10 protein-coding genes are annotated in these 13,827 nt (G+C 68.3%); 4 read left to right on the forward strand and 6 right to left on the reverse strand.

What is annotated here, in order from left to right; all coding sequences use genetic code 11:
* Positions 1-102: 102 nt before the first annotated feature.
* Positions 103-1,167, reverse strand: coding sequence for a LacI family DNA-binding transcriptional regulator (locus tag ACFYWY_RS22725; protein ID WP_389189599.1), 1,065 nt, complete (start codon positions 1,165-1,167; stop codon positions 103-105).
* Positions 1,168-1,324: 157 nt separating this feature from the next.
* Here ACFYWY_RS22725 and ACFYWY_RS22730 point away from each other — a divergent pair, with 157 nt between their 5' ends.
* The 3 genes from ACFYWY_RS22730 to ACFYWY_RS22740 are packed head-to-tail and all read left to right on the forward strand — an operon-like array spanning position 1,325 to position 4,451.
* The gene (locus ACFYWY_RS22730) at positions 1,325-2,476 is read left to right on the forward strand and encodes a Gfo/Idh/MocA family protein (RefSeq protein ID WP_389189602.1); all 1,152 of its coding nucleotides are present in this window, start codon (positions 1,325-1,327) and stop codon (positions 2,474-2,476) included.
* Positions 2,473-3,615 carry a dihydrodipicolinate synthase family protein gene (locus ACFYWY_RS22735; RefSeq protein WP_389189605.1) on the forward strand — a complete coding sequence of 381 codons (1,143 nt, stop codon included), beginning with the start codon at positions 2,473-2,475 and terminating at the stop codon, positions 3,613-3,615. The genes ACFYWY_RS22730 and ACFYWY_RS22735 overlap by 4 nt, the downstream gene beginning before the upstream one ends.
* 38 nt (positions 3,616-3,653) lie before the next feature.
* A complete protein-coding gene (locus ACFYWY_RS22740) occupies positions 3,654-4,451 on the forward strand; it encodes a sugar phosphate isomerase/epimerase family protein (protein WP_389189833.1) in 798 nt (265 codons plus the stop codon).
* Positions 4,452-4,542: 91 nt separating this feature from the next.
* Here ACFYWY_RS22740 and ACFYWY_RS22745 read toward each other — a convergent pair whose 3' ends face one another.
* The 5 genes from ACFYWY_RS22745 to ACFYWY_RS22765 form a co-directional block, all read right to left on the reverse strand.
* Complete coding sequence (locus ACFYWY_RS22745) at positions 4,543-4,974, reverse strand: hypothetical protein (protein ID WP_389189608.1); 432 nt, start codon at positions 4,972-4,974, stop codon at positions 4,543-4,545.
* Positions 4,975-4,993: 19 nt separating this feature from the next.
* Positions 4,994-9,589: a putative T7SS-secreted protein gene (locus ACFYWY_RS22750; RefSeq protein WP_389189610.1), complete on the reverse strand. Its 4,596-nt coding sequence runs from the start codon at positions 9,587-9,589 to the stop codon at positions 4,994-4,996.
* Positions 9,589-10,236, reverse strand: coding sequence for a hypothetical protein (locus ACFYWY_RS22755; RefSeq protein WP_389189613.1), 648 nt, complete (start codon positions 10,234-10,236; stop codon positions 9,589-9,591). The genes ACFYWY_RS22750 and ACFYWY_RS22755 overlap by 1 nt, the downstream gene beginning before the upstream one ends.
* On the reverse strand, positions 10,233-10,724 hold the full coding sequence (locus ACFYWY_RS22760; protein ID WP_389189616.1) for an SseB family protein: 492 nt from the start codon (positions 10,722-10,724) through the stop codon (positions 10,233-10,235). Before ACFYWY_RS22760 ends, ACFYWY_RS22755 begins: the two co-directional genes overlap by 4 nt.
* Positions 10,725-10,887: 163 nt before the next feature.
* Positions 10,888-11,061: a hypothetical protein gene (locus ACFYWY_RS22765; protein ID WP_389189619.1), complete on the reverse strand. Its 174-nt coding sequence runs from the start codon at positions 11,059-11,061 to the stop codon at positions 10,888-10,890.
* Positions 11,062-11,464: 403 nt separating this feature from the next.
* On the opposite strand from ACFYWY_RS22765, the gene ACFYWY_RS22770 reads away from it, so the two are divergent.
* Positions 11,465-13,672, forward strand: a complete 2,208-nt coding sequence (locus ACFYWY_RS22770; RefSeq protein WP_389189622.1) for an ATP-dependent RecD-like DNA helicase — start codon at positions 11,465-11,467, stop codon at positions 13,670-13,672.
* Positions 13,673-13,827: the final 155 nt, after the last annotated feature.

Here is a 13,827-nt window from a genome sequence, read left to right on the forward strand (position 1 = left end):
AGTTGCGGGCCTGGTAGCCGTGCTGCGCCGCTGCGGCGGCGCAGGCTGCGCTCGGCTTCGCCCGTGCATGAAGAGTGTCCGTGGCCGGCCCGGCCCGCCCGCTCACCCCTTCCGCGGTGGCGCCGTCGACGCCCGTGCCATCAGTTCCGCGCCGATCGTCGCGATCCCCCCGGGCGGCGGGGCCTCGTTGCCCATCGCCAGGCGGCCCGCCCGTGCGCCCGCCTCGTACAGCGGCAGCCGGACCGTCGTCAGCGCCGGGACCGCGTCCACCGAGAAGGGGAGGTCGTCGAAGCCCGCCACCGAGATGTCCTCGGGGATGCGCAGTCCCTGGTCGCGAAGGGCCGCGCACGCGCCCAGCGCCACCGTGTCGTTCGCGGCCACGATCGCCGTCAAGTCGGGGTCGCGGCGCAGGAGTTCGAGCGTGGCGTCGTAGCCCGAGCGGCGCGCGTAGGGGCCGTGCACGGTCACGTGTGACTGGTCCTCGTCGATCTCCGCCGCGGCCAGCGCCGCCCGGTGGCCCTCCAGCCGGTGCCGGGTCGTCGTGCGCTCCGGCGGCCCCGCGACGTAACCGATCCGGCGGTGTCCGAGTGCCAGCAGATGCTCGGTGAGCCGGCGCCCGCCGCCCCGGTTGTCGAAGGTGAGCGCGGCGACGATCGCCTCGCTGCCCGGCAGCGGGGGCCGGCCGCACAGCACCACCCGCGTCCCCGCGTCCGCGAGCTTCGCCAGCTTGGCGGCCATCGCGGCGATGTGGTCCGGGTCCTCCAGCGCGCCGCCGGTCAGGACGACGGCCGCGGCCCGCTGGCGCTGGAGCAGGGTGAGATAGGTGAGTTCGCGCTCCGGCGAGCCGCCGGTGTTGCAGACGACGGCCAGCTTCTCGCCGCCCGCCCGCCCTGAGCCCTCCTGCCCGCCGATCTCCGTCTGCGCCGCCCCGGCCATGATTCCGAAGAAGGGGTCGGCGATGTCGTTGACGAGGATGCCGACCAGGTCGGAGGTGGCCGCGGCGAGTGAGCTCGCGGGCCCGTTCAGTACGTAGTCGAGGTCGTCGACCGCCCGCAGCACCCGCTCCCGCGTCGACGCCGCGACCGGGTAGTTGCCGTTGAGCACACGGGAGACGGTGGCCGGGGACACCCGGGCGCGCGCCGCCACATCCGCCAGGGTGACTGTCATCGCTTTCCTCCACGGGAGATGGAACGGGGCCCTTGTCCGGGCCACTGTCCGCAGGCTAGCGTCATACCGTCTAGAAAGCGCTTGCTACGGCCGTATCGAGGGAACACGGCCGTGATGAGGGAAACAGGACGCGTCGAGGGCACCTGGAGGCACCTTCGTGACACGCAGGACAGTGCGGATCGCCATGAACGGCGTCACGGGGCGGATGGGGTACCGCCAGCACCTGGTGCGCTCCCTCCTCGCGATCCGCGAACAGGGCGGCCTCGACCTCGGGGGCGGCGAGGTCCTGTGGCCCGAGCCCGTCCTCGTCGGCCGCCGTGAGCACGCGCTGCGCGCGATCGCCGAGCGGCACGGGCTCGCGCACATCTCCACCGACCTCGACGTCGTGCTCGCCGACGACAGCATCGACATCTACTTCGACGCGCAGGTCACCTCCGGCCGCGTCGACGCGATCAGGCAGGCCATCGCCGCCGGCAAGCACGTCTACACCGAGAAGCCGACCGCCACCGACCTCGCCGGCGCACTGGAGCTCGCCCGCCTCGCCGAGTCCGCGGGCATCAAGCACGGCGTCGTGCAGGACAAGATCTTCCTTCCGGGCATGCTGAAGCTGAAGCGCCTCGTCGCGGGCGGCTTCTTCGGCCAGATCCTCTCCGTGCGCGGGGAGTTCGGCTACTGGGTCTTCGAAGGCCACTGGCAGGAGTCACAGCGCCCGAGCTGGAACTACCGCGCCGAGGACGGCGGCGGCATCGTCGTCGACATGTTCCCGCACTGGGAGTACGTACTGCACGAGCTGTTCGGCCGGGTCACGTCCGTCACCGCGCAGGCCGCCACGCACATCCCGCAGCGCTGGGACGAGCGCGGCAAGCCGTACGCCGCGACCGCCGACGACTCCGCGTACGGCATCTTCCAGCTGGAAGGCGGCGCTGTCGCCCAGATCAACTCCTCCTGGGCGGTACGGGTGATGCGCGACGAACTCGTGGAGTTCCAGGTCGACGGCACTCACGGCTCGGCGGTCGCGGGCCTGCGCCGCTGCCGAGCCCAGCACCGCTCCGCCACTCCCAAGCCGGTGTGGAACCCGGATCTGCCCGCCACCGAGTCCTTTCGCGACCAGTGGCAGGAGGTGCCGGACAACGGGGAGTTCCAGAACGGCTTCAAGGCGCAGTGGGAGCTGTTCCTGCGCCATGTCGCGCTCGGCGAGCCGTACCACTGGGACCTGCTGGCGGGTGCGCGCGGCGTGCAGCTCGCCGAGCTGGGCCTGAAGTCCTCGGCCGAGGGCCGGCGCTTCGAGGTGCCGGAGCTGTCGCTGTGACGATCAGGCTTCCGCACGGGGTGTACGAACCCCGCGCCGAACCAGCCGTGTTCGCCGGCGGGGCCGCACTCGCCTCGCGTACGGTCTTCTCCGCGGCGCATGTCGTGGCCGACCCGTACGCCGATACGAGCCCCGAATCGCCCGCCGCCGTCGACTGGGACGCCACACTCGCCTTCCGCCGCCATCTGTGGTCGCACGGCCTCGGTGTCGCGGAGGCCATGGACACGGCGCAGCGCGGCATGGGCCTGGACTGGGCGGGCGCGGCGGAGCTGATCCGCCGCTCGGCGGCGGAGGCCAAAGCTGTGGGCGGCCGGATCGCGTGCGGGGTGGGCACGGACCAACTCGGCTCCGGCGGCGGTTCGCTGACCCGGGTGCGCACGGCGTACGAGGAACAACTGGCGCTCGTCGAGGACACCGGCGCGCAGGCGGTCGTGATGGCGTCGCGCGCACTGGCCTCGGCGGCCCGGACGTCCGACGACTACCTCTCCGTCTACTCCCACCTTCTGCGGCAGGCGAGCGAACCGGTGATCCTGCACTGGCTGGGCCCGATGTTCGACCCGGCGCTGGAGGGTTACTGGGGTTCCGCCGATCTCGATACGGCCACATCGGTCCTGCTCGACGTCGTCGCCGCCCACCCCGGCAAGGTCGACGGCATCAAGATCTCGCTGCTGGACGCGGAGCGCGAGATCGACCTGCGCCGCCGCCTCCCTCAGGGCGTCCGCTGCTACACCGGCGACGACTTCAACTACCCGGAACTGATCGCGGGCGACGAGCGGGGCTTCAGCCACGCGCTGCTCGGGATCTTCGACCCGCTCGGCCCGCTGGCCGCTCAGGCGGTCCGGATCCTCGACACCGGCGACGTCGCCGGGTTCCGCAAACTCCTCGACCCGACGGTCGAGCTGTCCCGCCATCTTTTCGGGGCGCCGACCCGTTTCTACAAGACGGGCGTGGTGCTGCTCGCCTGGCTGGCCGGGCACCAGTCGCACTTCACGATGGTGGGCGGCCTGCAGTCGGCCCGCTCGCTGCCGCACTTGTGCCGGGCGTACGAACTGGCCGACGGCCTCGGCCTGTTCCCCGACCCGTGGCTGGCCGAGAAGCGTATGAAGTCCCTGCTGACGATGTACGGAGTCGCCCAGTGACCGGTTCAGCCGATCTGACCCGCTTCAGCATCAACCAGATGACGGTGAAGCAGCTCACTCTCCCCGAACTCACCGAGACATGCGTACGCCTGGGCATCGGCGCGGTGGGCCTGTGGCGCGTACCGGTCCGGGCCTACGGAGTCGATGCGGCGGCGAAGCTCGTACGTGACGCGGGGCTGACGGTGACCAGCCTGTGCCGCGGCGGCTTCTTCACCGCGATCGAGCCGGCGGAGCGGGCCCGCGCCCTGGCCGACAACCGCACGGCGATCGACGAGGCGGCGGCGCTCGGCACTCAGACCCTGGTCCTGGTCTCGGGCGGCCTCCCGGCGGGCAGCCGCGACCTGCCGGGCGCGCGGGAACGCATCGCGGACGCGCTGTCGGTACTGGCTCCGTACGCGGGGGAACGGGGCGTGCGGCTGGCGATCGAGCCGCTCCACCCGATGTACGCGGCGGACCGGTGCGTGGTCTCGACGCTGACGCAGGCGCTCGACCTCGCCGAACGCTTTCCGGCGTCGCAGGTCGGCGTGGTGGTGGACACGTACCACATCTGGTGGGACGAGGCGGCGCCGACTGCGGTGGCGAGGGCGGGCGCGGCGGGCCGTATCCACGCGTTCCAACTGGCGGACTGGACGACGCCGTTGCCGGCGGGGGTGCTGAACGGCCGGGGCCAGCTCGGGGACGGTGTGATCGACATGCGCGAGTGGCGGGAACGGGTGGAGGCGGCGGGGTACGGGGGCGCGATCGAGGTGGAGCTGTTCAACGAGGGGCTGTGGACGCGGGACGGTGTGGAGGTACTGCGGGAGACGGCGGGGCGGTACCTGGCAGAAACGCTCTGAGCAGGGATGGAGCCCTACCCCGCTGCTCGGCACGAGTGAAATGTGCCTTCTGATCGCGGTCGCGCGTCCCCTCCCGCCGACCGGCAGCCCATCAGTCAGTGAAGAGGCTTTCAAGCAGCGATCCGACAGAGTCGACCTCAGCCTTACTGTAGCCCGTCCTGAATCTCAGTTCCTCCTCGCCGAGGGACTCGACTGCCGCGTCCATCAATGGCCGCCAGTGCCGTGCCGTCGCGGAGGGAAATTCTCTTGTCGAAATCTCCGCGCTCACTTCGGATTCCGCCGATTCCAAGATCCGCAGGATCCTTCTGTCCGAGGGGTCCGGCGAGATGAAGTGGATCTCCACACGGCCGGCAGAGGCGGCCTTCCTGATGTCGCGTGCCAACTCCAGGATGTCAATGGAGTGGTGCGGTGGAATCCCACCCTCCGCAAGCCGCTCCTCGGGAATGCTGCGTAGCTCCTTCGTCACCTGGAAAGCGATCTTGAACTGTTGCGCGGTCATGGTTACGTCGGGTGTGCTGTGCATTTCCTGATGCCTTCCCCTGTTACTCCAACTCATCGAAGTACGTCTTCCCCTCCTTCGGGGTGAAGACGGTGCCCTTGTCGCCCTCTTCGATGATTACGGAATTCTTGTCCGTATCCCAATAGGCCACTCGACCCCTGGCCAAGAATTTGGGTTCCAGGACGGTGGGTACGTCCCCGTTGATGACGCCGTCGACGTAGTATTCCAACGCCTTTGGGTCGACGTCCTTCACGTAGTGCTCGAAGCCGCCCGGGTCGTTGAAGCGCTTACGAGAGTGATCCGCGATGTTCTGGGATATCTCGTCAACCTCCGGACAGGGGGAAAGGCCCAGCGGGTCGGCCCAGGTCAGCGGGTTGTGCACATAGGCAGCGGGATTGGGCGCCGGACCCAAGCCGAGCGGGTCCACGCTCAGATAGCGACATGCCTCCGGGTCATAGTGGCGATGGAAGTTGTAGTGGAGGCCGGTTTCTGGATCGAAGTACTGGCCGGGGAATCGAAGTGGAGTGTAGGTCGTGCTCGACGTCGCCCAGGTTGTTGTCCCCCATAGCGTGCCGCGTGCGCGCCACGCGAGGGTGCCCGACTCGTCGATGAGTTCGCTCGGTGTGCCGACCAGATCGGTGACTATCGCGAAGAAGCGCTCATCGATCGTTTCCTGTGGGGCGTCCGCTGCGAGAATGCGTTCCGTCTGGGCCAGCGGTCGGAGGCCGCTGTGGTCCCAGGTGAGCGTCACCGGATGAGGCAGGCCCTTCGACTCGGTCGTCTGCTCGCAAAGGATGGTGGAGTCCCAGGTGAAGGAGACCTGTTCCAGGACGCTTCGGCCGTCGTCGGTGAGGCGTTGCTTGGCAATGCGCCGCCCCAGTGCGTCGTACAGGTAGCGCCATACCGAACCGTCCGGCGTTGTGACCGAGACGAGCCGGTCTTCCGCGTCCCATCGGTAGCGCCAGGTGTCCGGCTTGCGCGACAGCCGAGTCTTCTGGCGCAGGACGACCCGTCCTTGTGCGTCGTGCTCGTAGCGCACGTTTCCGGCGCGGGTGATGCGTGTGCCGACATAGGAACGGGTACCGGTGGCTTCCTGGACCGGGTGGGTGTGGGGCCAGGAAGCCTCGGTCTGGTTGCCTGCCGCATCGTAGGCGTAGCGCTCGGTCCAGTTTGCCGCGTGGACCGCGGTGACGCGCCCTGCTTCATCGAGTTCGAAGCTCCGAGTGCCTGAGAGCTGGTCGTCGATGGCGACGAGGTTGCCGTCCGCGCGATAGGTGTACGCGCGGTGCTGAAGGTCTTGGCCCTGGCCGCTGATCCGCTGATCGGTAAGGCGGCCCCTCGCGTCGAACTGGTGCTTGAGCGTGATGGTCTGGCCGATGTGGCGGGCAAGTTCATGCCCGGCGGCGTCATGCTCGAAGGTGAGGGTGCGGCCTGACGTGGTGAGCTCTGTTCGCCTCCCTGATGCGTCGTATGCCCAGGTGCTGACCGCCCCACTGGGAGTCGTCCTGCCGGTTCGACGCCCTTGCGCGTCGTGGTCGAAGGTGAGTCTGCGGCCGTTCACTGTTTCGGACTTGAGACGCCCGAAGCGGTCGTGCACTCGGTCGATTGTGGCGTCGGGGGCAGTGGCCACGGCCAGTTCGTCAAAGATGTCGTATTCGAAAGTGGTGACCGCGCCTGCGGCATCCTTGCGGATGACCTGGCCGAGCTCGTTGTATTCGTACCGGATGCTCTGGCCGAGTCCGGTCGTCCGGGTGGTGAGCCGACCGGCAGCGTCGTAGGCGTAGGCGAGTATCCGGCCATCGAAGTCTGTCTCGGATATGAGCCGGCCGACCGGGTCGTACTCGTAGTTCCACGTCAGGCCCTGCGGGTTGGTGACCTGGGTCAGCCGGAGGTTCGTATCGTGGCTGAACTCGTAGCGCACGCCATCCGGCCCGGTTCGCGCAGCCAAGAGGTCGAAGTCTGTGTGCTCGTAGGTCGAGACCCCGCCCATCGCGTCTGTGTGGCTGACGCAGTTGTCCTCGCCGTCGTAGCCCCACGACTGGGCGGTACCGTCAGCTTCCGTACGTCGCGAGAGTTTGCCCTCAGTGGTCCATTTCAGGCTGGTGACCGTTCCGAGTGGGTCGGTGACCGCGATGGGGCGACCGAAGGCATCGCGTTCGTATCGCGTGGTTGCACCCAATGGGTCGGTGACAGTGACGGGGAGCCCTGCCTTGTCGCACTGCAAGATCGTGCTCTGGCCGAGAGCGTCCGTAATCGCTGTGAGGTTGCCTGCTGCGTCGTAACAGAAGGAGGTCGGCGCCCCCGACAAACCAGAGACGGACGTGCGGTTTCCGCGTTCGTCGAAGGTCTGGCGTGTGACGTTGCCGTCCGTACCGATGATGCGGATCGGGAGTCCTAGTGCGTTGTACTCGGCACGCGATTGGCGTCCGTCCGGTCTTTCAACCGTGATCAGTCGGCCGTGTTCGTCGTAGGTGTTGCGGCTGACATGGCCAAGAGGGTCTCTGCGGGACAGCAGGCGGTCGTGCCGGTCGTACTCGAAGCGGCTGACCGCGCCGAGAGAGTCGACTTCGGCGACGACCCGGGAACGATCGTCGATGAGATACCGCTCGGTGTTGCCCAAGCCGTCCGTGAGGGTGGTCACCCGAAGGCCGGTTTCGGGGTCGGTGTCGTCCCAGGTGAAGCGGGTTTCAAGGTGGCCGTGCGTGCCTGACTGGTACGTGCAGCGGTCGAGGTCGTCGTAGACGTAGTCGAAGCGGCTGCCGTTGGTGTCCGTCCAGGACGTGATGCGGCCGCGGTCGTCGTAGCCCAAGCGCAGAGGGCGGCCGGAGGAGTTGGTGACTGCGGTGAGGTGGCCGTCCTCGTAGCTGTAGCGCAGGATCTCTTGGTCGGTGCCGTCCGGGGCGGCTCCTGCAAGGTGGAGGGCGGTGATCCGGCCGTCGACTGCGGTGAGTTTCAGGTGGTAGCCGCCGTGGTGGACGAGCGAGGTCGGGGCGCCGGTCTCGTCGTACTCGAAGGAGATCCAGCGGCCGTTGCGGTCGTCGATCTGGACCAGGAGCGCGAGTTCGTCACTGTGATCTGTGAAGTGCCAGACCTTGCCCGTGCCGGGATCGGTGACGGTGTAGCCGTCGTCCACTCGGTCCAGTGGCCATTGCCGGCCGTGGGTGGGCATGACCGGGACGCCGGGCGCGGGGTGGGGGTAGGCGAGCAGGCTGCCTTCGTCGCAGCTGAACACCACGCCCTCGGAGTCGATCTCGAGGCGCTGATCAACTGTCGACGACCAGGCGGAGCCGAACCAGCGGCCGGATCGGCGCGAGGAGTCGAACGTGCGCCGGAACAGCAAGGGCAGGGAGCCTGGCAGAGTGATGTCGGTCTGCGGCAGCAGCATCCGGCCGGTGGCAATGTCGATCGGGTCCTTCCTGCAGACCGTCTCGCTGCATCGCCGGCCGTTGCTGTCCGGGTTGCCCTCGTGGTCCCCGCGGTTGCTGTCCGGCTTGTTGCCGTCGGGAAGGTGCTTGGCGCCGTTGCGCATGCCCGCGCGCAGGCCGCCGCGCAGCACGCCTGCCCCTTTGGTGCCGAGGATCTCTGGGAGGAGGCGGCCTACGAATTCGGTGGGGTCGCCCTTGGCGGCCTCCCAGGCGTTCTTCAGGGCGCGGTCGGGGTTGGCGACGGTGGTGGCGAGGCCGGCGAGCGTCATGTTGACGCCCTTGTAGTACTCGGCGGGGTGGGTCAGGTTGTAGACGTCGATCGGGTTGACCGAGCGGACGAAGTTGACCAGGCCCGCGGCGCCCTTGACGACGCCTCCGGCCAGGTGCATGACTTCCACGCCCTGAGCCATCTGGTGGTCGAGAAACTCGAGTTTGAGTTTCTCCCGGCCGGTGGGTTCCTTCGGCGCGTGCGCCATTGCGGCGGTGACCGCGCCCTTGGCGATGTCGGCGGCCTCGTTGCGGGCCTTGCGGGCGTCGTTCAGGATCTCCCGCGCACGCTGCCGTTTGGCCTTGCCCGGATCGGTGGGCGTGCCGGGATGCGGCAGCGGGGTTTCGCTGTTGCGGGCGGCGTCGTATGCGTCGGCCTTCTTCTTGTACTCGGCCTTGGCTGTCTCGGTGTCCTTGTCACCCTCCTTGTAGAGGGCGATCGCCTCGCGGGCCTTGCCCTGCGCGCTAGTGATCGCCTTGGAGTAGCTTTCCAGGGCCTTGGCCGCGTCCTCGAACGCGTCCGCTGCGTGCAGCCAGTCCGTGGGCAGGGTCTGGAACTTCTCCCGGAAGGTGGTGGCGGCCTCGCCCTTCCAGTGGTTGGAGTCGAGCTCCTTCATGCCGGCGCCGACGAGATCGAACGCTTTCTGGAAGTCCCGCAGGTTCTTCCCTGCGGCAGCGATCTCGTCGGGCTTGCCGTGGATCAGCTCGTTCGCTTCCTCGGTCCGCCCGAGTTGCTGCTCACCGACCTCCGCGCCCAGCGAGGACGCGGTTTCGTCGCCCCAGTCAGTGACGATGTCGGCGGCCTTGTCGTAGCCGTAGTGCTCCAGACCATCACCGATCTTGTCGGTGGCCTTGTCGATGCCCTGGCCGACGAGTTCCTTGCCCTTGTCGATGCCCTTGTCGACACCGTCGATGGCCTTGTCGGCCAGTCCGCCCCAGTCCACCATCAGCGACTCTCCCCCCAACGCGGCTGCTCGGCCTGATCGATCGTCGCCTGGTCCGGGTCGAGGTCTTCCTTGAGCTGCTCGTCCATCCGGTCGCGGACGGCCGGGTCGATCAGACCCGAGCGCTCCATCGAGTCCAGCTGCGCGTCCATCACGTCATAACCGGTGTTCTTCCAGGTCTGCTTGACCTCGGCGTGGGCTTCGGAGAACGACTCACGGCTCCAGTCCGCGTTGTCCCAGGCGTGCTGGTCCCGGACCGTGTCCCAGCTCATCTCCTTGACCTCGTCCTCGGACAGGTGCGGATTCCCGTTGAGCGAGTTCACCCCGATCTTGAACGAGTCCTTGACGTACTGCTCCTGCTCCGCATACGAACCCGCCGACAGACCCACACCCTGTGCAAAGCTGTTCCCGCGCAGTGTCAGGGCCCGCACGCCCCACTCCCACCGTTCGCAGAACGTGTCAAACTCCTTCGCCAGCGCGCTGTGCCCCAACTGCAGCCCGGTCAGCGCCAGATCCGAGAACCCCCGCCCGACCGACGCCTCCCCGATCATGCCGAGGTCCTTCAATTCCGCATGCGCCTTATTGATGCCCCTCGCGATCTTGACAAGCGCCCACGCCGGCGCCGCGAGGTCAGGGTCGTTTCCGCTCACTGCGTCCCCCCGAGATCCACCACCGCCGCGTCGGGCACGATGCCCTCGACCGGCGGGAACAACATGCCGTCCTCGCTGCCCGCATCCAACGCAACCCCCGCCGGCACCGGAAGCATCGGCACCATCACATCCAGCAGCCGTGCACCCAGAATCGTCCGGTACGTCCACTCCCGCTGCGCATCACCCTGCGCCTGCGCAAAGTGAGCCAGCGCCCCTTCGTCGGAGAACGCGCAGATCCAGCGCACCCCGTTCTGGTCGGCCGTCCACAGGCTCCCGTGCGCGTCGAACGGCACGAGCACGGCGGTGCGTCGAAATTCACCGAGCAGCCGGGCAAACTGCTTTCGAGTAAGCTCAAGCTCGTCGACCGGTGCAGGAGTCGGCGCGGCCGTCGGCGGTGCGGGTGGTCCTTCCGGCGTCGATGCCTCGGCCAACTCGGCGAGTTTTGAAGCCCGATGAGGCTTCGGTATGTCATCCCCGTTGTCAGTCACGCGCCGAATGCTGTCATGCGCGCGTTCTCAAGAGCAACGAAGAACATGGGGCCCGCTGAGCAGGCGCCGCCGTCCCCGAGCGCTCAGACGGACAGTTCACCGCTCCTGATCGCGGTGACGAACGCCGACCAGCCCTCCGGCGAGAAAACGACCGCCGATGCGGTCACGCCCGCGTCACCGTCGCCGCCGGGATTCCGCCGCCCGACATGGCCGAGACCGTCGACTCCACGACCCTCTGCGCGCCGGCCGCGTCCGTTCCGAGCAGCCCGGCGATCTCTTGGAGCTTGTCGTCGCCGAGCTCGGGCAGGACATCCTTCTGAAACGAAACATCGCTCATGGGTAGAACGCTGTGCCCCGTTTCGTCGGCATTCCGAGATTCCGGACAAATAACTGCCCGCTGTCGTGCAACCCTTTCCGCGTGACGGGGGTCGTACCTGTCATCAAGGCTCCCGGGGAGGGATCTGGGGGGATCAGGGAGCCCTTGACGGAGGGGAACAGGAGGGGCCCGGTCGTCGGACCGGGCCCCCTCGACCGTTCAGGGCCACGCCGCGGGCGCGCGCGGCGCGGAGCCCCGATGCTCAGCTGCCCGACGCAGAGTCCCACGCACACCCCGACGCTCAGCCGCCCCGGCGCAGAGTCCCTCGCACACCCCGATGCTCAGCTGCCCGACGCTCGGCCGACCGACGCAGAGTTGTCCACAGGCCACCCGCACTGTCGGACCCCGGCGGTAGCGTCGGATCATGTCCAATCTCGCAGTGGTCGAAGGGGTCCTCGAGCGGATCACATACGCCAACGAGGAGACCGGCTACACCGTCGCCCGCGTCGACACCGGCCGCGGCGCAGCCGATCTCCTCACGGTGGTCGGCTCGCTGCTCGGCGCGCAGCCGGGCGAGTCCCTGCGTATGGAGGGCCGCTGGGGCTCCCATGCCCAGTACGGCAAGCAGTTCACGGTGGAGAACTACACCACCGTCCTTCCGGCCACGATCCAGGGCATACGCCGCTATCTCGGCTCTGGTCTGATCAAGGGCATCGGCCCAAGGATCGCCGAGCGCATCGTCGAGCACTTCGGGACCGACACCCTCGACATCATCGAGCAGCAGCCGAAGAAGCTCATCGAGGTCCCCGGACTCGGCCCGAAGCGGACGAAGTTGATCGGCGTCGCCTGGGAGGAGCAGAAGGCCATCAAGGAGGTCATGATCTTCCTCCAGGGCGTCGGCGTCTCGACGTCCATCGCGGTGCGCATCTACAAGAAGTACGGCGACGCCTCGATCTCGGTCGTGAAGAACCAGCCGTACCGCCTGGCCGCCGACGTCTGGGGCATCGGCTTCCTCACCGCCGACAAGATCGCCCAGGCGGTCGGCATACCGCACGACAGCCCCGAGCGGGTCAAGGCGGGCCTGCAGTACGCCCTGTCGCAGTCCACCGACCAGGGGCACTGCTTCCTGCCGGAGGAGAAGCTGATCGCGGACGCGGTGAAGCTGCTCCAGGTCGACACCGGCCTTGTCATCGAGTGCCTCGCCGAACTCGCGGGCGAGGAGGAGGGCGTCGTACGGGAACAGGTCCCGGCCCCGGACGGAGGAGACCCCCTGACCGCCGTCTATCTGGTGCCCTTCCACCGCGCCGAGATCTCGCTCGCCGCCCAGCTGAACAGACTGCTGCGGGCCGAGCAGGACCGGATGCCCGCCTTCCAGGACGTCGCGTGGGACAAGGCGCTGGCGTGGCTGGCGGACCGTACGGGCGCGGAGTTGGCGCCCGAGCAGGAGCAGGCGGTCAAGCTGGCCCTCACCCGCAAGGTCGCCGTGCTGACCGGCGGTCCCGGCTGCGGCAAGTCGTTCACGGTCCGCTCCATCGTGGAGCTGGCCCGCGCCAAGAAGGCGAAGGTCGTGCTCGCTGCCCCCACCGGGCGCGCGGCCAAGCGGCTCGCCGAGCTCGCCGGCGCGGAGGCGTCCACCGTGCACCGGCTGCTGGAGCTGAGGCCCGGCGGGGACGCGGCGTACGACCGGGACAGACCGCTGGAGGCGGATCTGGTGGTGGTCGACGAGGCGTCCATGCTCGATCTGCTGCTGGCCAACAAATTGGTCAAAGCGGTCGCCCCCGGCGCGCATCTGCTGCTGGTGGGGGACGTGGACCAGCTGCCGAGCGTCGGCGCCGGCGAGGTGCTGCGCGATCTGCTCGCGGACGGCGGCCCGGTGCCGAATGTCCGGCTGACCCGCATCTTCCGGCAGGCTCAGCAGTCCGGCGTCGTCACCAACGCCCACCGCATCAATTCCGGTGTTCAGCCCATCACTTCCGGTCTCCCCGACTTCTTTCTCTTCGTGGAGGAGGAGACGGAGGACGCGGGAAAGCTCACCGTGGACGTGGCGGCCCGCAGAATCCCCGCCAAGTTCGGCCTGGATCCGCGGCGCGATGTGCAGGTGCTCGCACCCATGCACCGTGGCCCGGCCGGCGCCGGCGCCCTCAACGGACTGCTCCAGCAGGCGATTACGCCCGCACGCCCCGACCTGCCCGAGAAGCGATTCGGCGGCCGGGTCTTCCGCGTCGGCGACAAGGTCACCCAGATTCGCAACAATTACGAGAAGGGAAAGAACGGCGTCTTCAACGGCACGGTCGGCGTGGTCACTTCGCTCCAGCTGGACGATCAGCGGCTGACGGTGCTGACGGACGAGGACGAGGAGGTTCCGTACGACTTCGACGAGCTCGACGAGCTGGCACACGCGTACGCCGTCACCATCCACCGCTCGCAGGGCAGCGAATACCCCGCGGTGGTGATCCCGGTCACCACCGGGGCCTGGATGATGCTCCAGCGGAACCTCCTCTACACGGCGGTGACCCGGGCCAAGAAGCTCGTCGTGCTGGTCGGCTCCCGTAAGGCGATAGGACAGGCAGTGCGCACTGTCTCCGCGGGTAGACGCTTCACCGCGGTGGACCACCGGCTGGCCGGCGGCTGACGCGGCGGGCTCCGCCGCCCGGGGGAAGCCCTCCGGCCCCCGGGGGTGGGAAACGCCACCCCGGCTTCCGGAACCTGGGCGAAGAGGGCAAGATGATCAGGTTGGCGGCACTGAGTGCCGCCCATAGGCCCAATGGTCGACCCCGAGTGCACCCT

Source organism: Streptomyces sp. NPDC002870 (genome assembly GCF_042888505.1).
Taxonomy (GTDB): Bacteria; Actinomycetota; Actinomycetes; order Streptomycetales; family Streptomycetaceae; genus Streptomyces.

Coding starts and splice junctions, on each gene's coding strand:
- ACFYWY_RS22745 (WP_389189608.1), bottom strand. CDS start 4,974: ATGCACAGCACACCCGACGTAACCATGACCGCGCAACAGTTCAAGATC.
- ACFYWY_RS22765 (WP_389189619.1), bottom strand. CDS start 11,061: ATGAGCGATGTTTCGTTTCAGAAGGATGTCCTGCCCGAGCTCGGCGAC.
- ACFYWY_RS22725 (WP_389189599.1), bottom strand. CDS start 1,167: ATGACAGTCACCCTGGCGGATGTGGCGGCGCGCGCCCGGGTGTCCCCG.
- ACFYWY_RS22750 (WP_389189610.1), bottom strand. CDS start 9,589: ATGGTGGACTGGGGCGGACTGGCCGACAAGGCCATCGACGGTGTCGAC.
- ACFYWY_RS22770 (WP_389189622.1), top strand. CDS start 11,465: ATGTCCAATCTCGCAGTGGTCGAAGGGGTCCTCGAGCGGATCACATAC.
- ACFYWY_RS22740 (WP_389189833.1), top strand. CDS start 3,654: ATGACGGTGAAGCAGCTCACTCTCCCCGAACTCACCGAGACATGCGTA.